The organism is Mycobacterium sp. E2699, assembly GCF_001666745.1.
Lineage (GTDB): Bacteria > Actinomycetota > Actinomycetes > Mycobacteriales > Mycobacteriaceae > Mycobacterium.
The window spans coordinates 97148-119203 of record NZ_LZJH01000090.1 but is presented as its reverse complement, the minus strand read 5'-3'; the positions used below and the strand labels follow the sequence as shown (position 1 = coordinate 119203).

The window sequence follows — 22056 nt, the reverse complement described above, 5'->3', positions numbered from 1 at the left end:
TGTCGGCGAGTCTATGAATCCGCTATGCCGAGGCGGTGAAGCGATAGGGAGGGAATGTGTTCATCCCAGGAGAAGAGGCTTTCGGGGCCCTCGACGAATGGGCGCCGGAGCCGGGTTCGGTTGTCTGTTGGCATCCCTCACCCGCCTCGCTTGCCAAGATCCGGCGAGCTCCGGTAAGCGCCGTGCCGGCCAGCCATCAGCAAGCCCGGCACCTGCATAACTTCGTCGACCACGCCAGCCGCGGGGTGGATATGTCGCGGCTGTGCATCGGCAGCTGGGACATGCCCGGCAAGTGCGACATTCGAGTCCTCACCTACGTCATCAACACGCACCTTCGGCGGCATGACACCTATCACAGCTGGTTCGAGTTTGCCGATGGCGACCGCATCGTTCGGCACACGCTTCCCAATCCCGGCGACATTCAATGCGTTCCGATCAGGCACGGCGAGATGACGCCGGAGGATTTCCGGGAGCACATCGTTGCCACGCCGACGCCCCTGGACTGGGATTGCTTCAGGTTTGCGATCATTCAGCGCGCCGACCACTTCACCTTCTGCTTTGCGATCGACCACATCTACATCGACGCGCAGTTCCTCGGCGCGATCCGCCTCGAGCTCTATCTGATGTACACGTCCCTGCTCGCCGGCGGGGCGCCGCCGGCGCTGCCCACCCCGGGTAGCTACACGGATTACTGTGTGCGGCAACACGAGTACACGTCCGCCCTCACCCTGGACTCCCCGCAAGTGCGTGGCTGGGTCGACTTCTTCGAAAGCAATGACGGAACCCTTCCGGAGTGTCCGGTATCGCTCGGCGACGGTTCGGGGTCCTGCGACCTGATGTTCGTGCCGGTGATGGACGAACGGCAGACGGCCAACTTCGAATCCGCCTGTATCGCCGCGGGCGCGCGTTTCAGCGGCGGCGTGTTCGCGTGCGCTGCGCTCGCCCAATACGAATTGACCGGTGCCGAAACGTATTACGGCCTTGTCGCGTGCGACACCCGCAGCAGCCGGGCGGAGTTCCTGACGATCGGGTGGTTCACCGGCTTTGTCCCGATCACCATCCCGGTCAACGCATCATCGTTCGGCGACACCGCCCGCGCCGCGCAGAAGTCGTTTGATTCGGGCAAAGCCCTGGCGAATGTCCCGTTCAGTCGTGTGCTGGAACTGGCGCCGTGGCTGCGGATGCCCGACAGGCGCGTCCCGCTGCTCTTCCACCTCGACGCCAGCAGCCCTCCGCTGTCCACCATCGTCAAGTCCGAGTGGGGCGGGTCGAACATCAAGATCCACCACGACGGCGGGGTGCCGGCTCGATTCGACCTGCGGGTCAACCGCTACGAAAACGAGACGCACGCCATGGTGTTCTTCCCCAACAACCCGGTCGCGCGCGAGTCGGTCACCCGTTACCTCGAGACGCTGAAATCCCTCTACGTCCGCGTTGCCGAGGGCCGCACCGCGCTGGCGCCGCTGTGCAGCGGCGCCGCGCTGTAGCCGGACCGGTCAGGCCTGCTCGGCCTCGGCGGCATCGACGTCGAAGGCCTTGATCTGCTGTACCAGGTCTTCCAGGGCCGCCGGCGGCAGCGCTCCGGCCTGGTTGAACAGCAGCTTGCCCTTCTTGAAGGCCATCAGCGTCGGAATGGACCTGATCTGGGCGGCCGCCGCGAGCTGTTGCTCGGCCTCGGTGTCGACCTTGGCGTAGACGATGTCGGGGTGCTGCTCCGATGACGCCTGGAAGGTCGGCGCGAACTGGCGACACGGACCGCACCAAGACGCCCAAAAGTCGACGAGGACGATGTCGTTGCCCTCGATGGTTTCGTTGAACTTCTCAGCAGTGAGATCGCGTGTTGTCACAAGTCCCCTAACGTCGCTCGTGGGCACGATGTTCCCATATCGGCAGGGGCCGGTCGGCCAGCGTGCCCCGACCGGGTGGCACAGCGACGAGAACGATCGCTACATCGGTCGAACCACCCGATTTACGGCGGTCCTCGGCTCCCCTCGATTGCAATTCGACACTGTGTGAAATGTATACGTGTGCAATCGAATTCACCAGTTAAACAGATGACAAATAAAGACCGCCCACAGCTGCAAAATCGCGTTAGGCTTTTGCCGTCGTCGCCGCTTCAGCAGGAGGTGCGGGATGTCATTTTTGGTCGCGGACACGGAATTGTTGTCGGGGGCCGCCGGGAATCTGGCGCGCATCGGTTCGACAATCAATGAGGTTAATTCGGCCGTGGCGGCCCGGACGACCACCGTGGCCGCCGCGGGGGCCGACGAGGCGTCGGCCGCAATCGCCGCCGTATTCGGCGCGCACGCCCAGACCTATCAGGCGCTGAGCGCCCAGGCCGCGGCGTTTCACGACCAATTCGTGCAGAACCTGCTTGGCGGCGCGGCAGCGTATGGCGCCACAGAAGCGGCCGGCACCAACCCCTTGAAGCCGCTGTTCAACCTGATCAACGAGCCCACCCGACTGCTGATCGGCCGCCCCCTGATCGGAAACGGAAACAACGGCACCGCGATCGGCCAGGCCGGCGAGGGTGGCGGAATCTTGTTCGGAAACGGAGGTAATGGCGGGCCGGGCGGCAGGGGCGGCGACGCCGGCCTGCTCGGCAGTGGCGGCATCGGCGGCGCCGGCGTGCCCGGCGGGACCGGCGGGGCCGGCGGGAACGGCGGGCTGCTGTGGGGCAATGGCGGTGCGGGCGGCGCCGGAGCCGCCGGGGGCGGCGCAGGCGGCAGGGCGCTCCTGTTCGGCTTCGGGGGCACCGGCGGTGACTCGCTGTCCTTCGGCGGCGGTGGCGCCGGCGGCAACGCCGGGTTCTTCTATGGCAACGGCGGCGCCGGTGGCGGCGGCGGAAGCACGAGCAACGGGGGGACGGGCGGCCAGGCCGGGTTGTTCGGCAACGGCGGCAACGGCGGCCCCGGCGGAGCGGTGACTGGCGATGGCGGCAACGGGGGCAACGCGATACTTGTCGGCAACGGCGGCAACGGCGGCAACGCCCCCGGCGCCGTGCCTCCCCACAACCCCGGTGTCGGCGGCACGGGCGGGCTCCTGTTCGGCGCGCACGGCGCGCCCGGGTAGCGGCCCTCCTACTTACGGTTGCGTACGTTTTCCCGCGTCCTACAGACTTGGCGCTGACCAATCGGGCGGGAGGGAATCGCGTTGGGCCACTACATCGCTAACGTCCGCGATCTCGAGTTCAACCTGTTCGACGTTCTCGAAATCGGCGCCGTCCTTGGCACCGAACGCTACGGCGACCTCGACGAGGACACCGTCCGCACGATTTTGGCCGAAGCCGCTCGCCTGGCGGAGGGCCCGGTCGCGGAATCGTTCGCCGCGGCCGACCGCAATCCGCCGGTCTTCGACCCCGCTGAGCACACGATCAGCGTGCCCGACGAGCTGGCCAAGACGGTGCACGCGATCAAGGAGGCCGGGTGGTGGCGGCTGGGGCTGGCCGAGGAGATCGGCGGCATGCCGGCGCCGCCCCCGCTGGCCTGGGCGGTCAACGAGATGATCCTGTGCGCCAACCCGTCGGCGAACTTCTTCAACTTCGGCCCGTTCATGGCCCAGGCGCTCTACGAAGAGGGCAACGAGCAGCAACGGCGGTGGGCGGCCGCGGGCGTGGAGCGCGGCTGGCAGGCCACCATGGTGCTCACCGAGCCCGACGCCGGGTCCGACGTCGGGGCGGGCCGCGCCAAGGCCATCCAGCAACCCGATGGCACATGGCACATCGAGGGCGTCAAGCGGTTCATCTCCGGCGGTGACGTCGGCGAGACCGCCGAGAACATCTTCCACCTCGTGCTGGCCCGGCCGGAGGGCGCCGGCCCGGGCACCAAAGGGTTGAGCCTGTTCTATGTGCCCAAGTACCTGTTCGACCCCGAGACGTTCGAACTCGGTTCCCGCAACGGCGTTTTCGCGACCGGGCTGGAACACAAGATGGGCATCAAGTCCTCGCCGACGTGTGAATTGACCTTCGGCGACGGCGATGTGCCCGCCGTCGGCTACCTGGTGGGCGACGTGCACAACGGGATCGCGCAGATGTTCACGGTGATCGAGCAGGCCCGCATGACGATCGGCGTGAAGGCCGCCGGCACCCTGTCCACCGGATACCTGAACGCCCTGGCGTTCGCCAAGGAGCGGGTACAAGGCGCCGACATCACCCAGATGGCGGACAAGACCGCCCCGCGGGTCACGATCATCCATCACCCCGACGTGCGTCGCAGCCTGATGACCCAGAAGGCGTACGCCGAGGGCCTGCGGGCGCTCTACATGTATGCCGCCGCCCATCAGGATCCCGATGTGGCGCAACGGGTTTCGGGTGCCGATCCGGACATGGCGCATCGCATCGACGACCTGCTGCTGCCGATCGTCAAGGGCGTGAGCTCCGAGCGGGCCTACGAGGTGCTGACCGAATCGCTGCAGACGCTGGGGGGTTCGGGCTTCCTGGTCGACTATCCGATCGAGCAGTACATCCGCGACTCGAAGATCGATTCGCTCTACGAGGGCACGACCGCCATCCAGGCGCTGGATTTCTTCTTCCGCAAGATCGTGCGCGACCGCGGCCATGCGCTGCAATTCCTGACGGCTCAGATCAGCCGCACCATCGACACCTGTGACGAGGAGCTGAAGCCGCAGGCCGAGTTGGTGCAAGCCGCACTCGACGAAGTTACCGCGATGACGGGCGCGCTGACCGGATACCTGATGTCGGCCTCCCAGCACCCCACCGAGATCTACAAGGTCGGGCTGGGATCGGTGCGCTACCTGCTCGCGGTCGGTGACCTGCTCATCGGCTGGCGGTTGCTGGTCCAGGCCGGCATCGCGCGCCGCGCGCTGGCCGACACGACGTCGAGCAGCGACAAGCACTTCTACCAGGGCAAGGTCGCGACCGCCACGTTCTTCGCCAAGAACGTGCTGCCCAGGTTGGCCGCGCAGCGCAGGGTCATCGAGTCCATCGACAACGACATCATGCGCGTCCCCGAAGACGCGTTCTGACCGCGCGTTACACAGCTCGGCCACAGCTCCATCGGGTACATCTTTTCGTGGTCCGACTCACGAATGGGGGAAACGTTGATCTCAGCAAGCTGTCCCGCGCCCCGGCTCACCCGGCTGGCCATCCTCGCGGTCACGGGCGTCACCGCCTTGTCCGTCGCGGCGTGCGGCTCGTCGAACAAATCGGCTCCGACGTCGACGTCGACATCCACGTCCACAGTGACCTCCACCACCACCTCGCCGGCGCAGGCCCAGAACGAGGCCAAGGTGAGCGGCCTGATCGCGTCCGTCGCGGGGAACTCGATCCAGGTCACGAAGGAAGACAAGAGCAACGCCGCCGTCAACTTCACCTCGACGACCAAGATCACCGAGGTCTCGCCGGCCACGCTGGGCGACGTCACCTCGGGCAGCTGCGTCACCGTGCAGCCCACCCGGGAAGCCCAAAACGGGCAGCCGGTGACCGCGGCATCGGTGAGGGTCAGCCCGTCCGTCAACGGCACCTGCCCGAAGCCCAAGCAACCCGGACCGGCGTCCGGCCCCGGTTCCAGCGAGCCCGCACCCTCGGGCTCGCCGACGCCGGCGCCCCCGAAGCCGCAGCCCGTGCGCGGCTCAGTCGCGTCCGTGACGGGGAACACCATCAGCGTCGCGGGCAGCGACGCCAGCGGTAACACCACCCAGACGGCCGTGACGGTCGACGATAAGACCAAGTACTCGAAGATGACCACCGCCACCCCCGACGCGGTCACCCAGGGCAAGTGCCTCAACGCCCGCGGGACGATGGACAACGCCGGAGCGCTGCAGGCGACCAGCATCACGGTGCGCGCGGCCAACGACGGCAAGTGCGGGGGCAAGCCGCACGGGTGACCGCGGTGGTGGGCGCCGCGACGGGAGTCGTGGTTAGGCCGGTTGGCTGGCTGCATCCAGCTTCAGGCGGCGACCCGTGCGCCGCCGGTAGCCATACTCGACGACGAAACTGGTCGCCAGGACGGCTATCAGCGTGATCCAGGTGCTCGGCGGGCCGGTGTGGATGCTGTAGCCCAGCAGCAGGAGGAAAAGGCCCAGGTTGAGCACCACGGCGGTGACGAGCAGCCACCTCTTGGCGCCGGTGTCGCGCCACACCCGCAGGTGTCCTGCGCTGACGGTGCCGTAGACGATCAAGAACGCCAGGCTGGCCATCTGGCCCACCGCGGCGAGCGGAAAGAACAGCACGAACGCCGCGGTCAGCGCGGCGGCGATGAACAGTCCACCGGTGCCGCCGTGCCACACGCCGCGGGCAAAGCCGCGCGGCAGCTCGCCGGTCCGGGCCACGACGAATGCCAGGTTGGTGTCGCCGAACATGGTGGCGTTGACGCCGGAAGCGGTCGCAAGCAGCGCGGCGAGCCCGATGACGATGAATCCGGCCCGGCCGAAAACCTCGCGGCCGGCCTCGGACAACACATGTCCGGAATTGGCCTCTATGGCCGGCAGCGTCATCGTCATCACCACCACCGCGCTGACCAGTAGGTAGACCGTGATCACGATGCCCAGCGCCGAGAACATCGCCCGGGGCAGCTCCCAGGCGGGGTCGCGCATATCGCCGGCCGAATTCGTCACGACGCCGAAGCCCTCATAGGTGACATAGAGCAGGCCGGCCGCGAAGAGCACGCCGATGAACCTGTGATCATCGTTGTGGCCGAAGCGCCCCGGATCGCTCTTGGCCAGTCCGAAGCCGACGAAGGCAACCAGGATCGCCAGCTCGATGCTGACAACGAACAGCTCCGAGCGGCCCACGAACTTACTGCCCACGAGGTTGACGAGCACCACGACGACGATCAGCCCGATGCCGATGGCCTTCTCCGACCAGCCCGGGATGTCCCACGGCAGCAGGGCCCGGACGTAGCCGGCGAACCCCGCGGCGTACAGCGCCATCGCAATGATCCAGCCGAGGAACTGAAAGATATTGAGGCCGCCCGCGATCACGCCGTCGCCGAAGCAGCGGACCAGGAATTGCGCCGCGCCTCCGCGGCTGGGGTATCGCGCCCCGAGCTTGGCGTAGGAGTACACGCTGAACATCGACACGACGCCGCCGATCAGGAAGGCGACCGGCAGCCATACCCCTGCGGTCGTCGACGCCAGCCCGAGCAGCGTGTAGAGCCCGGCGCCCATCATCCCGCCGACGCCGATGGCTGTCGCGCCGGCGACAGTGATCGCCCCTTTGCGCGTGGGTGCCGGGCCGGGCGTCGCGGCGTTCATGCGCGGCACGCGTTCTTTCGGCTGTGCGCCGGGAGACCCGGTTGCGAAGACGGCCACGGGGTCACGATCGGCATTGAGCGGCTTCTCCTAGCGTCGGCGCCGCTATGACGGTAAGTGCGTGCCCCTCACATTCCTTAGGGGCCAAAGCCCTTTCTTGCCCTTTGCCCGGCGGCCCGAGATTCACACCACAAATCTCGGATGAACTCATGGAAACGAGTTTCCCGTGGGTATCCAATAAGGCCTACAACTCACGATCGGAGCCACGTCGATGTCTGCCAGCACGGTCAAGCCTCGCCTGGCGCAGGTCGCGATCGTCGGCGTCATCGCGGTTATCGCGTTGAGCGTCGCCATGTGCCACTCCGATAACACCGCGAGCAACAGCAACAAGCCGACTGTGACGGCGTTGCCGCCCGGCCCCGCGCCGGGCACGCCCTCGCCGCCGGCTCCCCCGCCGCCCCCCGCCCCGAAGGACTACGTCGAGGGCCTGGTCGAGTCGGTGTCGGGCGGCACCATCCAGCTCAGGACGCGGACGGGGTCCGCCACGGTGGACTTCTCCCCCTCGACGAGGGTGGTCGAGGTCACCCCGGCTCAGCTGACCGACGTCACGCCCGGCAGTTGCGTCAACGTGCGCGCCACCCCGCAGAGCGCGCCCACGGGGGGCTCGATCACCGCGCAGGCCGTGACCGTCACCTCAGCCGTCGACGGCAAGTGCCCGCCACCGGCCGGGTTCTACGGCACGGTCAGCTCGGTGTCGGGTAACACCATCGCGGTCAACGGCATCGGTCCCCAACCGACACCCACGACCGTGACGGTCGCGAACTCGACGTCCTACCAGAAGCAGACGCAGTCGGACTCCCAGGCGATCACGAACGGCAAGTGCATGGGCGCCCAGGGCACCCAGGACGCCGGCGTGCTGCACGCGATGACGATCAGCCTCGAGGCCTGCCCGCCGATGGGGCACCCGCATCACCACCTGCCGCACCTACCGCACCTGCCCTTCCACCTCTAGACGGGCGCGGCGCAGCCAGGCGAAGCCGTCCGGCGCCATCGGCTCAGCGGCGGCCGGATCAGACGGTGAAGCCGAGGGCGCGCAGCTGCTCGCGGCCGTCCTCGGTGATCTTGTCCGGGCCCCACGGCGGGTTCCACACCCAGTTGATCCGCAGGTCGTCGACCAGGCCGCTGCCGACGAGCGCGCTGCGCGACTGGTCTTCGATCACGTCGGTCAGCGGACAGGCCGCCGACGTCAGCGTCATGTCGATCAGGGCGACGGTTCCCTCGTCGCCCTCTTCCACGTTCAGGCCGTAGACCAGCCCCAGATCGACGACGTTGATGCCCAGTTCGGGGTCGACGACGTCGCGCATCGCCTCCTCGACATCGGCGAGGAATTCGTCGCCCGGTGCGGTGGTTTCGCTCATTTCTGGTCCTCCTCGAAGCTTGCGCTGGCCTGGGCCAGCGCGTCTTTGAACGCCATCCACCCGAGCAGCGCGCACTTCACCCGCGCCGGGTACTTGGCGACCCCGACGAACGCGACGCCGTCGCCCAAGACGTCCTCGTCGCCCTCGACGGTGCCGCGGGAGGACACCATCTCGGTGAATGCGGTGGTGGTCTTGAGCGCCTCTCCGACGCTGTGACCGATCACCTGCTGGGTCAGCACCGAGGTCGATGCCTGGCTGATCGAACAGCCCTGCCCGTCATACGAGACGTCGGCGACGGTTTCGCCGTCGTCGGACAACGTCACCCGGAGCGTGACCTCGTCACCGCAGACCGGGTTGACGTGGTGCACCTGGGCATCGAACGGCTCCCGCAGCCCGCGGTGCTGCGGATGCTTGTAGTGATCGAGGATCACGTCCTGATAGATCTGCTCGAGGCGCAACGTCAGTCTCTCCCAAAGAAATCCAGGGCCCGTCGCACGCCGGTCACGAGGCGCTCGACCTCGTCGGCGGTGTTGTACACGGCGAAGGACGCCCGCGCGGTGGCCGCCAGCCCGAACCTGCGGTGCAGCGGCAACGCGCAGTGGTGCCCGACGCGCACGGCGACGCCGTCGTCGTCGAGCACCTGCCCGATGTCATGCGCGTGCACGCCGTCGACCACGAACGACACCGGCGAGCCGCGGTTCTCCAGCGAGGTGGGGCCGATGATGCGCACGGCGTCGATGCCGGACAGACCCTCGATGGTCGCGGCGACAAGTTCGCGTTCGTGGGCTTCGGCGGCGTCCATGCCGATCGCCGCGAGATATCTTGCGGCGGCCGCCAATCCGACCACCTGCGAGGTCATCGGAGTGCCTGCCTCGAAGCGCTGGGGCGTCGGGGCGTAGGTAGAGGCGGCCATGGTCACCGTCTCGATCATCGACCCGCCGGTGAGGAACGGGGGCATCGTCGACAGCAGCTCGCCGCGGCCGTACAGCACCCCGATCCCGTTGGGGCCCAACATCTTGTGTCCGGAGAACGCCGCGAAGTCGACGTCGAGCGCGTGGAAGTCGACCGGCCGGTGCGGCACCGACTGGCACGCGTCCAGCACGGTCAACGCGCCCACCGCCCGGGCGCGGGCAACCAGCTGGTCGACCGGCGCGAGGGCGCCGGTCACGTTGGAATGATGGCTGAAGGCAACGACTTTGACACGCTCGTCGAGTTGCAGCGAGTCGAGGTCGATGCGGCCGTCGTCCGTGACGCCGTACCAGCGCAATGCGGCGCCGGTGCGCCGGGCGAGCTCCTGCCACGGAACCAGGTTGGCGTGGTGCTCGAGCTCGGTGGTGACGATCACGTCGCCGGGCCCGACGGCTTGCTCGAAACGGTTGTCGCCCAGCACATATGACACCAAGTTGAGCGCCTCGGTGGCGTTTTTGGTGAACACCAGCTCTTCAGCGTCGGCGCCGACGAAGGCCGCGATGTCGGCGCGGCCCTGCTCGTAGGCGTCGGTGGCCTCCTCCATCAGCTGGTGGGCGCCGCGATGCACCCCGCCGTTGGAGGTGAGCAGGAATTCCCGTTCGGCGTCGAGCACCTGCACGGGGCGCTGCGACGTCGCACCGGAATCCAGGTACGCCAACTGGTTTCCGCCGCGCATCACCCGCTTCAGGATCGGGAAGTCGGCGCGAATCGCCGCAACATCCAGCATGGCTACGCCCCTGTTGCCGCCGCTTGCTGGGGGTCCCTCCCGCTTGCGGGGGAGAAGCGAACGTAGCCGTTCTGCTCGAGTTCGTCGGCCAGCTCCGGTCCGCCGGATTCGGCGATGCGGCCGCCGACGAACACGTGCACGTACTCGGGGTGGATGTAGCGCAGGATGCGGGTGTAGTGCGTGATCAACAGGACGCCGCCGTGCTCGGACTCGGCATAGCGGTTCACGCCCTCGCTGACCACCCGCAGCGCGTCGACGTCCAGACCGGAGTCGGTCTCGTCGAGGATCGCGATCTTGGGCTTGAGCAGCTCCAGCTGCAGGATCTCGTGGCGCTTCTTCTCGCCGCCCGAGAAGCCCTCGTTGACGCTGCGCTCGGCGAACGCCGGGTCGATCTCCAGGGACGTCATCGCCCCCTTGACCTCTTTGACCCAGTGCCGCAGCTTCGGCGCCTCGCCGCGCACGGCGGTGGCCGCCGAGCGCAGGAAGTTCGACACCGATACACCGGGCACTTCTACGGGATACTGCATGGCCAGGAAGATGCCGGCCCGGGCGCGCTCGTCGACGCTCATCGCCAGCACGTCCTCGCCGTCCAGCGTGATCGAGCCCGACGTCACGCGGTACTTGGGGTGCCCGGCGATGGCGTACGACAGCGTCGACTTGCCGGAACCGTTGGGTCCCATCAACGCATGCGTCTCACCGGATTTCACGGTCAGGTCCACGCCCTTCAGGATGGGGATCTCCCGTTCCCCCTCCGGCGCGTTGGGGTCGTCGACGCTGACGTGCAGGTCCTTGATTTCCAGGGTCGTCATAGGGGTGATTTCTCCGTAAGGGCCAGTTCGTGTTCGATGGCTGCGGTCAGGCGTTCGCGCACCTCGGGCACCGCGATCTTCGAGATGATCTCCCCGAAGAACCCGCGGATCACCAGGCGGCGCGCCTGGTCCTCCGGGATGCCGCGCGAACGCAGGTAAAACAGTTGTTCGTCGTCGAAACGCCCGGTGGCGCTGGCGTGCCCGGCGCCGGCGATCTCCCCCGTCTCGATCTCGAGGTTGGGCACCGAGTCGGCGCGCGCGCCGTCGGTCAGCACCAGGTTGCGGTTCACCTCGAAGGTGTCGGTGCCGGTGGCCTCGGCGCGGATCAGCACGTCACCCACCCACACGGTGTGCGCGTCGGGCAGCGCGGAGTCCGGATCCCCCTGCAGCGCACCCTTGTACAGCACGTTCGAGCGGCAGTCGGGCTGCGCGTGGTCCACCAGCAGCCGCGACTCGAGGTGCTGCCCGTCGTCGGCGAAGTACAGCCCCAGCAGTTCGGCGTCCCCGCCGGGGCCGGAGAACCGCACATTGGCCGACATCCGCACGATCTCACCGCCCAGCGTCACCGCGACGTGCCGTAGCACCGCGTCCTTGCCGAGCCTCGCGTGGTGGGCGGACAGGTGCACCATGTCGTCGGCCCAGTCGGCGATCCATACGACCGTGAGCCGGGCGGCGTCGTCGACCACGAATTCGACGTTGTCGGCGTAGGTTCCGCTGCCCCGCTGGTCGATGATCACCACCGCCTCGGCGAGCTCCTCGACGCGGATCTGCAGATGCCCGTAGGCTACGGCGCCCTCGCCGGGTCCGGTGACGGTGACGTTGATCGGATCGGCGATCCGCTTGTCGCGGCCGACGGTGACCAGTGTCGCCGAGTTGAACGACGAAAACGCCTGGGCCGCAACCCGATCGGCGGGAGCACCGCCCAGCCCAAGCCGCTCGTCACCGCGGCGGACGGTCTCGATGTGGACACCGGGCTGTTCGCTGACATCGATGCGCGCCTTGCCGGTGGCGTTGGCCGAGCCGTCGTGCAGCCCGCGCAGCCGGCGCAGCGGGGTGAACCGCCAGAGCTCGTCGCGTCCGTGCGGAACCTCGAATGCGTCGACGTCGAACGAGGAGAACAGCTCTCCCTTGTTGATCGCAGCGGTCATCCGACCGCGCCCTCCATCTGCAACTCGATCAGCCGGTTGAGCTCCAACGCGTACTCCATCGGCAGCTCTTTCGCGATCGGCTCGACGAAGCCGCGCACCACCATGGCCATCGCCTCGTCCTCGGTCAGGCCGCGACTCATCAGGTAGAAGAGCTGATTCTCGCTGACCTTCGAGACGGTGGCCTCGTGGCCCATGGTGACGTCGTCCTCGCGGATGTCGACGTAGGGGTAGGTGTCGCTGCGGCTGATCGTATCGACCAGCAGCGCATCGCATTTCACGCTCGAGCGCGACCCGTGCGCGCCCTTGTTCACCTGCACCAGGCCGCGGTAGGAGGTGCGCCCGCCGCCGCGCGCCACCGACTTGGACACGATGTTGCTCGACGTGTTGGGCGCCAGGTGCAGCATCTTGGCGCCGGTGTCCTGGTGCTGGTCCACGCCGGCGAACGCCACCGAGAGCACCTCGCCCTTGGCGTGCTCGCCGGTCATCCAGACCGCCGGGTACTTCATGGTCACCTTCGAGCCGATGTTGCCGTCGACCCACTCCATGGTGGCGCCGGCCTCGGCCCGCGCCCGCTTGGTGACCAGGTTGTAGACGTTGCCCGACCAGTTCTGGATGGTCGTGTAGCGAACGCGCGCATTGGGTTTCACGATGATCTCGACCACCGCCGAGTGCAGCGAGTCCGACTTGTAGATCGGGGCCGTGCAGCCCTCGACGTAGTGCACGTAGGAGCCCTCGTCGGCGATGATCAGGGTCCGCTCGAACTGGCCCATGTTCTCGGTGTTGATCCGGAAGTAGGCCTGCAGCGGGATGTCGACGTGCACGCCCGGCGGCACGTAGATGAACGACCCGCCGCTCCACACCGCGGTGTTCAGCGCGGAGAACTTGTTGTCCCCCGCCGGGATCACGGTGCCGAAGTACTCCTTGAAGATCTCCGGGTGCTTGCGCAGGCCCGTGTCGGTGTCGAGGAAGATAACCCCTTGCGCCTCAAGGTCTTCGCGGATCTGGTGGTAGACGACCTCGGACTCGTACTGGGCCGCCACGCCGGCCACCAGGCGCTGCTTCTCGGCCTCCGGAATGCCCAGCCGGTCGTAGGTGTTGCGGATGTCCTCCGGGAGGTCGTCCCACGTCGCGGCCTGCTTCTCCGTGGAGCGCACGAAGTACTTGATGTTGTCGAAGTCGATGCCCTCGAGGTTGGAGCCCCACGTCGGCATCGGCTTGCGGTCGAAGATCCGCAACGCCTTGAGCCGGGTCTGCAGCATCCACTCGGGCTCGTTCTTCTTCGCCGAGATGTCGCGCACCACCGCCTCGGACAGCCCGCGCTGCGCGCTGGCGCCGGCGACGTCGGAGTCCGCCCAGCCGTAGCCGTACCGGCCCAGGGAGGCGATGGCCTCCTCCTGGGTCAGCGGCGCGGCTGCAGTCTTGCTGGCCTCGGGCGTGAGGGTCATAACGACGCTCCTTCGATGCTGGTGGTTTCGCGACGCGGGCTGGGCGCCTTGGAAACCGGAACAGTAAGTGGTACGTGGGTGGTGCAGGCGCAGTTTCCGTTGACGATGGTCGCCAACCGCTGCACGTGGGTTCCGAGCACCTCGGCCATGGCCTGCTGCTCGGCCTCACACAATTCGGGGAATTCCTCGGCGACGTGCGACACGGGGCAGTGGTGCTGGCAGATCTGCACCCCATGGATCGGCCCGCCGACCCGGGCCGTGGTGGCCACGTAGCCCGCCTTGCTCAGCGCGCCGGCGACCCGCTCGGCGGCGGCCTCGACCGCCGCGTCGTCGGGACTGTCCGCCGCTTGGACGTCGCCCAGGATCGCGTCGATGCGGCGCCGGGCGAACGTGCGGACGGCGTCCTCCCCGCCGATTTCCCGCAGTTGGCGCATCGCCGCGGCCGCCAGGTCGTCGTAGGCGTGGTCGAGCTTGGCCCGGCCCGCCGCCGTCAGCCGGAAGCGCTTGGCGGGGCGCCCGCGGCCCGCCTGTTGCCACGCGGCGGGGGCCACCGACTCGGCGTCCCCCGCGTCGATCAGCGCGTCGAGGTGGCGGCGCACGCCGGCGGGCGTCAGGCCCAGCCGGTCGCCGATCTCAACGGCGGTGATGGATCCGGATTCCAGCAGCAGGCGCACGATGGCGCGCCGGGTGTGACCATCCGGAACCGCGGCGCCGGCCGCGGTTGCCTCGTCGAGGCTGGTTCGGATTTTCACAACACCAGTGTGACGCAATTCCGGGGATCGGTCTACCAAGGCTCCCCTGTCCGCACGTTGCGCTGGTCACACTCGTGCAACGCTCGGCGACCCGCGGCGCCCGGCTACGCCGCGCTTGCAATCGCCGCAGGGCCGGACGGCTACGCTGCTCTGATGGCAGCGCGCCACCACACGCTGAGCTCGTCGATCGCCAGCCTGCACGGCGACGAGCAAGCGGTGGGTTCGCCGCTGAACGATACCGAGCTCACCACGCTGCGCCGCACCCGGCTGTTCGGCGCCACCGGCACCGTCCTGATGGCGATCGGCGCGCTGGGCGCCGGGGCCCGGCCCGTCGTGCAGGACCCCACCTTCGGGGTCCGGCTGCTCAACCTGCCGTCGCGCATCCAGACCGTGTCGCTGACGATGACGACGACCGGGGCGGTCATGATGGCCCTCGCCTGGCTGATGCTCGGCCGGTTCGCGCTCGGCAAACGGCGGATGTCGCGCGGCGACCTGGACCGCACCCTGCTGCTGTGGGTGCTGCCCTTGTTGCCCGCGCCGCCGATGTACAGCAAGGACGTCTACTCCTACCTGGCCCAGAGCCAGATCTCGCTGGAGGGGCTCGACCCGTACAAGGTGGGTCCGGCCTCGGGGCTCGGCTTGGGGCACGTGTTCACGCTGTCGGTCCCCACCCTGTGGCGCGAGACGCCGGCGCCCTACGGTCCCTTGTTCCTGTGGATCGGACGCGGGATCTCGTCGATCACCGGGGAAAACATCGTCGCCGCGGTGCTCTGCCACCGCATCGTCGTGCTGGCCGGCGTGGGCCTGATCGTCTGGGCCACCCCCCGGCTGGCCCGGCGGTGCGGCGTCGCCGAGGTCAGCGCCCTGTGGCTGGGCGCGGCCAATCCGCTGCTGATCATGCACCTGGTCGCCGGCGTGCACAACGAGGCGCTGATGCTCGGACTGATGCTGGCCGGCGCCGAGTTCGCGCTGCGCGGCATTGACTCTCCGCGGCTGTTTCCCGCGTCGTGGCGGCCGGGCTCGGGCTGGGAACCGCTGGCGATGCTCCTCTTCGGAGCGATCCTGATCACGCTGTCGTCGCAGGTGAAGCTGCCGTCGCTGCTGGCGCTCGGCTTCGTCACGATGGCGTTGGCCTACCGCTGTGGCGGCAGCGTGCGGGCCCTGCTGCTGTCCGGCGGCGCCATGGCGGGGCTGTCGCTGGCCGTGACGGCCCTCGTCGGCTGGGCCAGCGGGCTCGGGTTCGGCTGGATCTACACCCTGGGCACCGCCAACGTCGTGCGCAGCTGGATGTCGCCGCCGACGCTGCTGGCGCTCGGGACCGGGCAGGTGGGGATTCTCCTGGGCCTGGGCGACCACACCACCGCGGTGCTGGGGCTCACCCGTGCCATCGGTGTGCTGATCATCACCGTGATGGTGGCTTGGCTGCTGGTGGCGGTCTTCCGCGGCCGGTTGCACCCGATCGGCGGCCTGGGCGTCGCACTGGGCATCACCGTGCTGCTGTTTCCCGTTGTGCAGCCGTGGTATCTGCTGTGGGCGATCATCCCGCTGGCCGCGTGGGCCACCCGCACCGGCTTCCGCGTGGCGGTCATCGTGATCACCCTGATCGTGGGAATCTTCGGCCCCACCGCCAACGGCGACCGGTTCGCGCTGTTTCAGATCGTGGACGCCACCCTGGCGAGCAGCGTCATCGTGCTCGGGCTGATCGCACTGACCTACACCCGCCTGCCGTGGCGCCAGCTCCCGCCGATGAGCCCAGACAGCAACGGGGAGGCGGTCATTGCGCCACCCGCCCCGGTGGCCGCCGAGACCCCCAGTTCCGAAGCGGCACCCGACGCCTACGCTGATTCCACGTGAGCACGCTCCCCGGAACGCCCGACACGGTGGTGCGGCTGCGCGGGGTCACCAAGCGCTACGGGTCCGGCGCGGCCGCCATCGAGGCCGTCGCCAACCTCGATCTGGAGGTGCGCGCGGCCGAGGTGCTCGCGCTGCTCGGCCCCAACGGCGCCGGCAAGACCACGACGGTCGAGATGTGCGAGGGCTTCGTGCGCCCCGACGCGGGCACCATCGAGGTGCTCGGCCTGGACCCGATCGCCGACAACGCCCGCCTTCGCGCACGCATCGGGGTGATGTTGCAGGGCGGCGGCGGCTATCCCGCGGCGCGCGCCGGCGAAATGCTCAACCTGGTGGCCTCCTACGCCGCCGACCCCCTGGATCCGGCGTGGCTGCTCGACACGCTGGGCCTCACCGACGCGGCCCGCACCACCTATCGGCGGCTCTCCGGCGGCCAGCAGCAACGGCTCGCGCTGGCCTGTGCGCTCGTCGGCCGCCCCGAACTGGTGTTTCTCGACGAGCCCACCGCGGGCATGGACGCCCACGCGCGGCTGCTGGTCTGGGAGCTGATCGACGCACTGCGCCGCGACGGCGTGACGGTGGTGCTGACCACACACCAGCTCAGAGAGGCCGAGGAGCTCGCCGACCGCCTGGTCATCATCGACCACGGCGTGACGGTCGCCTCGGGCACACCGACGGAGCTCATGCGCGCCGGCGCCAAAGACCAGCTGCGGTTCAGCGCGCCCCCGCGCCTCGAGCTGACCCTGCTGGCCTCCGCCCTCCCCGAGGACTACAAGGTCACCGAGGTGACCCCGGGCGAGTACCTGGTCGAGGGCCCGGTCGACCCGCAGGTGCTGGCGACGGTGACGGCGTGGTGCGCGCAGATCGACGTGCTGGCCACCGACATGCGCGTCGAGCAACGCAGCCTCGAGGACGTCTTCCTCGACCTCACCGGCAGGAAGTTGCGGCCTTGACAGACAACAAGACCGAAACCGGCGTCTTTCCCGCGGGGACCTTCACCCCCGACCCGCGGCCCAACGCGGTGCCCCGGATGCTCGCCGCGCAGTACGGCCTCGAGCTCAAGCTGCTGCTGCGCAACGGCGAGCAACTGCTGCTCACCATGTTCATCCCGATCACGCTGCTGATCGGGCTGACGCTGCTGCCCTTCGGCTCGTTCGGGCACAACCGCGCCGCCACCTTCGTTCCGCCGATCATGGCCCTGGCCGTCATCTCGACCGCGTTCACCGGGCAGGCCATCGCGGTCGCGTTCGATCGCCGCTACGGGGCGCTCAAACGGCTCGGCGCCACCCCGCTGCCGGTCTGGGGCATCATCGCGGGCAAGTCACTGGCGGTGGTGACCGTCGTGTTCTTGCAGGCAATCCTGTTGGGCGCCATCGGGTTTGCGCTAGGCTGGCGGCCGGCCCCGGCGGCGTTGCTGTTGGGCGCGGCGGTCATCGCGCTGGGCACCGCGGGCTTCGCGGCCCTCGGGCTGTTGCTCGGCGGGACGCTGCGGGCCGAGATCGTGCTCGCGGTCGCCAACCTGATGTGGTTCGTGTTCGCGGGGCTGGGCGCGCTGACCCTGGAAACCGGGATGATCCCGGCCGGGGTCAAGTGGGCGGCCCGGCTCACCCCGTCGGGCGCGCTGACCGAGGCGCTGTCGCAGGCGATGGCCTTGTCGGTGGATTGGTTCGGCGTCGTCGTCCTGGCGGTGTGGGGCGCGACGGCGGCGCTGGCCGCGCGGCGCTGGTTCCGCTTCACCTGACGCGGGGGCGGCTCGCGTGGCCGCGACACGTAAACGTTTGCGACGAAACGCCGGCGCGCGTGTGCGAGGTTTATATCTGGGCGCCGGCGGACCGTACTACAGCCCGTAGTTTTCGTTGGCTTACCATCGGGCGGTGCCCGGACGAACGCTGCGGCGGTTGGTCGACCTGCTCCCCGACCCGAGCCTGCGCGTCCAGCGGGCCGTCGCCGCGCTCGTCATCCTGACCCAGGGCGGCATCGCCGTCACCGGCGCGATCGTGCGCGTCACCGCGTCGGGCCTGGGTTGCCCCACCTGGCCGCAGTGCTTTCCGGGCAGCTTCACCCCGGTGGCCCACGCGGAGGTGCCGCGGATTCATCAGGCCGTCGAGTTCGGCAACCGGATGATCACCTTCGCGGTGGTGATCGCCGCCGTGCTGGCCGTGCTGGCCGTGACCCGGGCTCGCCGTCGCACCGAGGTCCTGGTCTACGCGTGGCTGATGCCGGTGTCGACGGTGGTGCAGGCGGTGATCGGCGGCATCACCGTCCGCACCGGGCTGTTGTGGTGGACGGTGGCCATCCACCTGCTGACGTCGATGACGATGGTGTGGCTGTCGGTGCTGCTCTACGTCAAGGTCGGCGAACCCGACGCTGGGGTGGCCCGCGACCGGGTGGCGCGGCCGCTGCGCGCGCTGACCGCGCTGAGCGCGCTGAACCTGGCGGCCGTGCTGGTCACCGGCACGCTCGTCACCGCCGCCGGCCCGCACGCCGGCGACCGCAGCCCCAGCCGGACGGTGCCGCGGCTCGAGGTCGAGATCACCACGCTGGTGCACGCGCACTCGTCGCTGCTGGTCTCATACCTGGCGCTGCTGGTCGGGTTGGGCTTCGGGCTGCTGGCGGTGCGCGCCGCCCGGCCCATCCTGCTGCGGCTCGGCGTGCTGCTCGCGCTGGTGTGCGCGCAGGCCGCGGTCGGCACCGCGCAGTACTTCACCGGCGTGCCCGCCGCGCTCGTCGCGGTGCACGTCGCCGGTGCGGCGGCCTGCACCGCCGCGACGGCGGCGCTATGGGCCTCGATGCGAGAGCGGGCCCAGCCCCAGGCGCTCGCAGGCTGACTCCACGCCCAGCGCGAACTCGCGCTGGGCGTGCTCACGCGTGTCGATGTCAAGGTGCGACCAACCCAGCGACGGCGCCACGAGGTCGAGGCTCACCAGCCGATCGCCCGCCAGGTCGGCGCGCGCGTACAGCAGCTCAGGCGTTTGCATTCCGCAGCGTCGCGCGGCCGAGGCGATCGCGGCGTAACCGAGGTCCCACGACTCGAACTCCGGCTCGACCGGCCAGGCGTGCGACCGCTCCCCGCTCAGAAAGATCAACGCCGAGTCCGCCGTCCCGCCCGGGGTCGTCGGCACGCCGTCGTCCTGCAGGTCGCGCAGGTAGCGCACGCCGAGGTTCCACGCGACGGCGTCGGGCGGGTTGAGCAGGTGGCGCACGCGGCGGATCCAGCCGAGGAATTCGTCGCGCCGATCGCCGGCGGTGGCGCGCAGTATCACCAGGTCGGCGCCGAGTGTGTCGGGATCGTCCCAGGGCAGCCAGCGCGCGTGCAGCCCGCGCTTTCGCAGCGCGGCCGGCAGCCCGGCGTCGTCGCGGTATCGCGGACCGGCCGCCAGCACGATCCGCGGATGGAAGACGTCCGGTCGGGCCAGCTTCATGCCCGGGCATGATATCCCCATGCACGCAATCGAAATCAGCGAAACCGGCGGCCCCGAAGTCCTGCGCTACGTCGACGTCCCCGAACCCACGCCCGGTCCCGGCGAGGTCTTGATCAAGGCCGAGGCGATCGGCGTCAACTACATCGACACCTATTTCCGCTCCGGTCAGTACCCGCGGGAGTTGCCGTTCATCCTCGGCCAGGAGACCTCCGGCACCGTCGTCGCCACCGGCGACGGGGTCGACGGGTTCAGCGCGGGCGACCGGGTGGGCACCGCCGCCGCAATGTCCGGTGGATACGCCGAATTCGCCACCGCCCCGGCGTCTTTGACCGCGAAGGTGCCCGACGGCGTGACGTCCGACGTGGCGGCCTCGGTGATGCTGAAGGGCCTGACGGCGCACTATTTGCTGAAGTCGGTGTATCCGGTGCAAAGCGGGGACACGGTGCTGGTGCACGCCGGCGCCGGGGGCGTCGGGCTGATCCTGACGCAGTGGGCCCGGCTGCTCGGCGCGCGGGTCATCACCACGGTCTCCACGCCTGAGAAGGCGCGGATGTCGAAGGAGGCCGGCGCCGACGAGGTGCTCTCCTACCCCGACGACGCGGAACAGTTCGGCAAGCGGATCCGCGAGTTGACGGGCGGCGCGGGGGTGGCGGCGGTGTACGACGGTGTGGGCAAGACCACGTTCGACGCCAGCCTGGCCAGCCTGGCCGTCCGCGGCACCCTGGCGCTGTTCGGTGCGGCCAGCGGGCCCGTCCCGCCTTTCGACCCGCAGCGCCTCAACGCCGCCGGGTCGGTGTTCTTGACCCGGCCGTCGCTGGCGCACTTCATCCGGACCGGCGACGAGTTTCATTGGCGCGCAGGCGAACTCTTCGACGCGATCGCCGCCGGCGGCCTCACGATCGAAGTGGGTGGCCGGTACCCGCTGGCCGAAGCGGCCCGGGCGCATCAGGACCTGCAGGGCCGCAAGACGACGGGCTCGATCGTGCTGTTGCCCTAGCTTTCAGAGCGCGAGCAGACGCAAAAGCCCCCTTTTCGGGACGGAATGAGGGGCTTTTGCGACTGCTCGGCGATCGACTAGAGCAGCGTCGGCAGCGCGACGACGGAGTCGAGCGCCAGCGCGCAGAACACCACCGCCAGGTAGTTGTTCGACTGCAGGAACAGCCGCAACGGCTTGACCGGCTCGCCCCCGCGCACGCTCGCGTAGAGCTGGTGGGCCATCGCCAGGAACCACGCCCCGGCCACGAAGGCGACCGCCGCGTACAGCCAGCCGGTCGCCAGCGCGAGCGCCAGCGTCGCGAGCACCGTCAGCCAGGTGTAGATCAGGATCTGCTTGGTGACCTGACGCTCGGTCGCCACCGCGGGCAGCATCGGGACCCCGGCCGCCTTGTAGTCGTCCTTGTAGCGCATCGCCAGCGCCCAGGTGTGCGGCGGCGTCCAGAAGAAGATGACCGCGAACATCACCAGCGCCGGCCAACCGATGGTGCCGGTGACGGCCGACCAGCCGATCATCACCGGCATGCAACCGGCCGCCCCGCCCCACACGACGTTTTGCGACGTGCGGCGCTTGAGCAACAGCGTGTAGACGAACACGTAGAACGCGATGGTGGCGACGGCGAGCAGCCCGGACAGCAGGTTCGTCGTCCACCAGAGCCAGAAGAACGAACCAACGCTGAGCACCAGCCCCAGCACCAGGGCGTTGCGCGTCGGCACCGCGGCCCGCGCCAGCGGCCGGCGCGCGGTGCGCTTCATCACCTTGTCGATGTCGGCGTCGGCCACGCAGTTGAGCGTGTTGGCGCCGCCGGCGGCCAGCATTCCGCCGATCAGGGTGTCGAGGATCAGCAGCGGGTTCACGGTCCCGCGGTGGGCGAGCAGCATGGCGGGTATCGCGGTGACGAGCAGCAGTTCGATGACGCGCGGCTTGGTCAGCGCCAGGTACGCCAGCACTGTGCCGATGGCCCCGCCCCGCACCGGGCCGCTCTCGGGCCCGGCTTGTCGCCGGGCGGCGCCATGGCCTCGGCTCGGTGCTTCTCGACTCGGCGCGACGCGCCCGCGAACGCTCACGCATTAACTCCTCGGGGTCGCAGCAGCGCGCAGCATCTACTACGCACGATGGTAGACCGCGGGCCACCGGCAGCCGACCCGCAGGGTCCATTCAGGCAGATTCTTCCGAGAATTCCGAACGAATTGCAAAGCGCAGGCAACGGGCGCGTATTTTCGCACCGCCCGGCCGCGGGTACCCGGATCCTGCACTGCATTAGCCGGCGCTCCCGCACTAGGGTGGGATTGATCAGCTCGATGACCCCAAG

20 protein-coding genes and 1 pseudogene are annotated in these 22056 nt (G+C 68.9%); 10 read left to right on the top strand and 11 right to left on the bottom strand.

Annotation, left to right across the window (positions count from 1 at the left end):
• Window positions 1-56 precede the first annotated feature (56 nt).
• Complete coding sequence (locus A5696_RS16310; RefSeq protein WP_231964348.1) at window positions 57-1487, top strand: condensation domain-containing protein; 1431 nt, start codon at window positions 57-59, stop codon at window positions 1485-1487.
• A gap of 9 nt (window positions 1488-1496) precedes the next feature.
• On the opposite strand, the gene trxA is transcribed toward A5696_RS16310, so the two are convergent.
• Window positions 1497-1847, bottom strand: coding sequence for a thioredoxin (trxA, locus tag A5696_RS16305; RefSeq protein ID WP_067880925.1), 351 nt, complete (start codon window positions 1845-1847; stop codon window positions 1497-1499).
• A gap of 286 nt (window positions 1848-2133) precedes the next feature.
• On the opposite strand from trxA, the gene A5696_RS16300 reads away from it, so the two are divergent.
• The 3 genes from A5696_RS16300 (at window position 2134) to A5696_RS16290 (ending at window position 5844) form a co-directional block, all read left to right on the top strand.
• A complete protein-coding gene (locus A5696_RS16300) occupies window positions 2134-3072 on the top strand; it encodes a PE family protein (protein WP_067880923.1) in 939 nt (312 codons plus the stop codon).
• Between the two features lie 81 nt (window positions 3073-3153).
• Complete coding sequence (locus tag A5696_RS16295; RefSeq protein WP_067880920.1) at window positions 3154-4983, top strand: acyl-CoA dehydrogenase; 1830 nt, start codon at window positions 3154-3156, stop codon at window positions 4981-4983.
• A gap of 63 nt (window positions 4984-5046) precedes the next feature.
• A complete protein-coding gene (locus tag A5696_RS16290; RefSeq protein ID WP_231964347.1) occupies window positions 5047-5844 on the top strand; it encodes a DUF5666 domain-containing protein in 798 nt (265 codons plus the stop codon).
• A 33-nt stretch (window positions 5845-5877) separates the two neighbouring features.
• Here the strand turns inward: A5696_RS16290 and A5696_RS16285 are convergent, their stop codons facing one another.
• Complete coding sequence (locus A5696_RS16285; protein WP_231964346.1) at window positions 5878-7269, bottom strand: APC family permease; 1392 nt, start codon at window positions 7267-7269, stop codon at window positions 5878-5880.
• A 211-nt stretch (window positions 7270-7480) separates the two neighbouring features.
• Here A5696_RS16285 and A5696_RS16280 point away from each other — a divergent pair, with 211 nt between their 5' ends.
• Window positions 7481-8221 (top strand): DUF5666 domain-containing protein, encoded by a 741-nt coding sequence (locus tag A5696_RS16280; protein ID WP_067880918.1) that lies wholly within the window; start codon window positions 7481-7483, stop codon window positions 8219-8221.
• 58 nt (window positions 8222-8279) lie between these two features.
• Here A5696_RS16280 and A5696_RS16275 read toward each other — a convergent pair whose 3' ends face one another.
• From A5696_RS16275 to A5696_RS16245, 7 genes and pseudogenes are all read right to left on the bottom strand, one after another.
• Window positions 8280-8627: a metal-sulfur cluster assembly factor gene (locus A5696_RS16275; RefSeq protein WP_067880915.1), complete on the bottom strand. Its 348-nt coding sequence runs from the start codon at window positions 8625-8627 to the stop codon at window positions 8280-8282.
• Window positions 8605-9091, bottom strand: a pseudogene (gene sufU / locus A5696_RS16270) (Fe-S cluster assembly sulfur transfer protein SufU); the annotation flags it as partial. The gene A5696_RS16275 and the pseudogene sufU, both read right to left, overlap by 23 nt.
• Window positions 9088-10323, bottom strand: coding sequence for a cysteine desulfurase (locus A5696_RS16265; protein WP_067880909.1), 1236 nt, complete (start codon window positions 10321-10323; stop codon window positions 9088-9090). The gene A5696_RS16265 and the pseudogene sufU, both read right to left, overlap by 4 nt.
• 2 nt (window positions 10324-10325) lie before the next feature.
• Window positions 10326-11132 (bottom strand): Fe-S cluster assembly ATPase SufC, encoded by an 807-nt coding sequence (gene sufC, locus A5696_RS16260; protein ID WP_067880906.1) that lies wholly within the window; start codon window positions 11130-11132, stop codon window positions 10326-10328.
• Entirely contained in the window at window positions 11129-12280 is a 1152-nt protein-coding gene (gene sufD / locus A5696_RS16255) for a Fe-S cluster assembly protein SufD (protein WP_067880903.1), read from the bottom strand. The genes sufC and sufD overlap by 4 nt, the downstream gene beginning before the upstream one ends.
• Window positions 12277-13725: a Fe-S cluster assembly protein SufB gene (gene sufB / locus A5696_RS16250; protein ID WP_067880900.1), complete on the bottom strand. Its 1449-nt coding sequence runs from the start codon at window positions 13723-13725 to the stop codon at window positions 12277-12279. The genes sufD and sufB overlap by 4 nt, the downstream gene beginning before the upstream one ends.
• On the bottom strand, window positions 13722-14516 hold the full coding sequence (locus A5696_RS16245) for a metalloregulator ArsR/SmtB family transcription factor (protein ID WP_082956295.1): 795 nt from the start codon (window positions 14514-14516) through the stop codon (window positions 13722-13724). The genes sufB and A5696_RS16245 overlap by 4 nt, the downstream gene beginning before the upstream one ends.
• A gap of 114 nt (window positions 14517-14630) precedes the next feature.
• On the opposite strand from A5696_RS16245, the gene mptB reads away from it, so the two are divergent.
• From mptB to A5696_RS16225, 4 genes are all read left to right on the top strand, one after another.
• Window positions 14631-16331, top strand: coding sequence for a polyprenol phosphomannose-dependent alpha 1,6 mannosyltransferase MptB (mptB, locus tag A5696_RS16240; RefSeq protein ID WP_067880893.1), 1701 nt, complete (start codon window positions 14631-14633; stop codon window positions 16329-16331).
• A complete protein-coding gene (locus A5696_RS16235; RefSeq protein ID WP_156738424.1) occupies window positions 16328-17281 on the top strand; it encodes an ABC transporter ATP-binding protein in 954 nt (317 codons plus the stop codon). The genes mptB and A5696_RS16235 overlap by 4 nt, the downstream gene beginning before the upstream one ends.
• A gap of 77 nt (window positions 17282-17358) precedes the next feature.
• Window positions 17359-18069, top strand: a complete 711-nt coding sequence (locus A5696_RS16230) for an ABC transporter permease (protein WP_231964353.1) — start codon at window positions 17359-17361, stop codon at window positions 18067-18069.
• Window positions 18070-18202: 133 nt separating this feature from the next.
• Complete coding sequence (locus tag A5696_RS16225) at window positions 18203-19156, top strand: heme A synthase (RefSeq protein ID WP_067880886.1); 954 nt, start codon at window positions 18203-18205, stop codon at window positions 19154-19156.
• On the opposite strand, the gene A5696_RS16220 is transcribed toward A5696_RS16225, so the two are convergent.
• Window positions 19106-19750, bottom strand: coding sequence for a hypothetical protein (locus A5696_RS16220; protein ID WP_067880882.1), 645 nt, complete (start codon window positions 19748-19750; stop codon window positions 19106-19108). The two genes, A5696_RS16225 and A5696_RS16220, sit on opposite strands and share 51 nt — an antisense overlap.
• 19 nt (window positions 19751-19769) lie before the next feature.
• On the opposite strand from A5696_RS16220, the gene A5696_RS16215 reads away from it, so the two are divergent.
• Entirely contained in the window at window positions 19770-20747 is a 978-nt protein-coding gene (locus A5696_RS16215; protein WP_067880879.1) for a quinone oxidoreductase, read from the top strand.
• Between the two features lie 77 nt (window positions 20748-20824).
• Here the strand turns inward: A5696_RS16215 and A5696_RS16210 are convergent, their stop codons facing one another.
• Complete coding sequence (locus tag A5696_RS16210) at window positions 20825-21811, bottom strand: heme o synthase (protein WP_082969035.1); 987 nt, start codon at window positions 21809-21811, stop codon at window positions 20825-20827.
• Between the last annotated feature and the right edge of the window lie 245 nt (window positions 21812-22056).

Excerpts from the sequence above, each read along its gene's own strand:
- A5696_RS16300 (WP_067880923.1), top strand. The coding sequence starts at position 2,134 with ATGTCATTTTTGGTCGCGGACACGGAATTGTTGTCGGGGGCCGCCGGG.
- A5696_RS16290 (WP_231964347.1), top strand. The coding sequence starts at position 5,047 with ATGGGGGAAACGTTGATCTCAGCAAGCTGTCCCGCGCCCCGGCTCACC.
- A5696_RS16280 (WP_067880918.1), top strand. The coding sequence starts at position 7,481 with ATGTCTGCCAGCACGGTCAAGCCTCGCCTGGCGCAGGTCGCGATCGTC.
- A5696_RS16275 (WP_067880915.1), bottom strand. The coding sequence starts at position 8,627 with ATGAGCGAAACCACCGCACCGGGCGACGAATTCCTCGCCGATGTCGAG.
- A5696_RS16265 (WP_067880909.1), bottom strand. The coding sequence starts at position 10,323 with ATGCTGGATGTTGCGGCGATTCGCGCCGACTTCCCGATCCTGAAGCGG.
- sufC (WP_067880906.1), bottom strand. The coding sequence starts at position 11,132 with ATGACGACCCTGGAAATCAAGGACCTGCACGTCAGCGTCGACGACCCC.
- sufD (WP_067880903.1), bottom strand. The coding sequence starts at position 12,280 with ATGACCGCTGCGATCAACAAGGGAGAGCTGTTCTCCTCGTTCGACGTC.
- sufB (WP_067880900.1), bottom strand. The coding sequence starts at position 13,725 with ATGACCCTCACGCCCGAGGCCAGCAAGACTGCAGCCGCGCCGCTGACC.
- mptB (WP_067880893.1), top strand. The coding sequence starts at position 14,631 with ATGGCAGCGCGCCACCACACGCTGAGCTCGTCGATCGCCAGCCTGCAC.
- A5696_RS16230 (WP_231964353.1), top strand. The coding sequence starts at position 17,359 with ATGCTCGCCGCGCAGTACGGCCTCGAGCTCAAGCTGCTGCTGCGCAAC.
- A5696_RS16220 (WP_067880882.1), bottom strand. The coding sequence starts at position 19,750 with ATGAAGCTGGCCCGACCGGACGTCTTCCATCCGCGGATCGTGCTGGCG.
- A5696_RS16215 (WP_067880879.1), top strand. The coding sequence starts at position 19,770 with ATGCACGCAATCGAAATCAGCGAAACCGGCGGCCCCGAAGTCCTGCGC.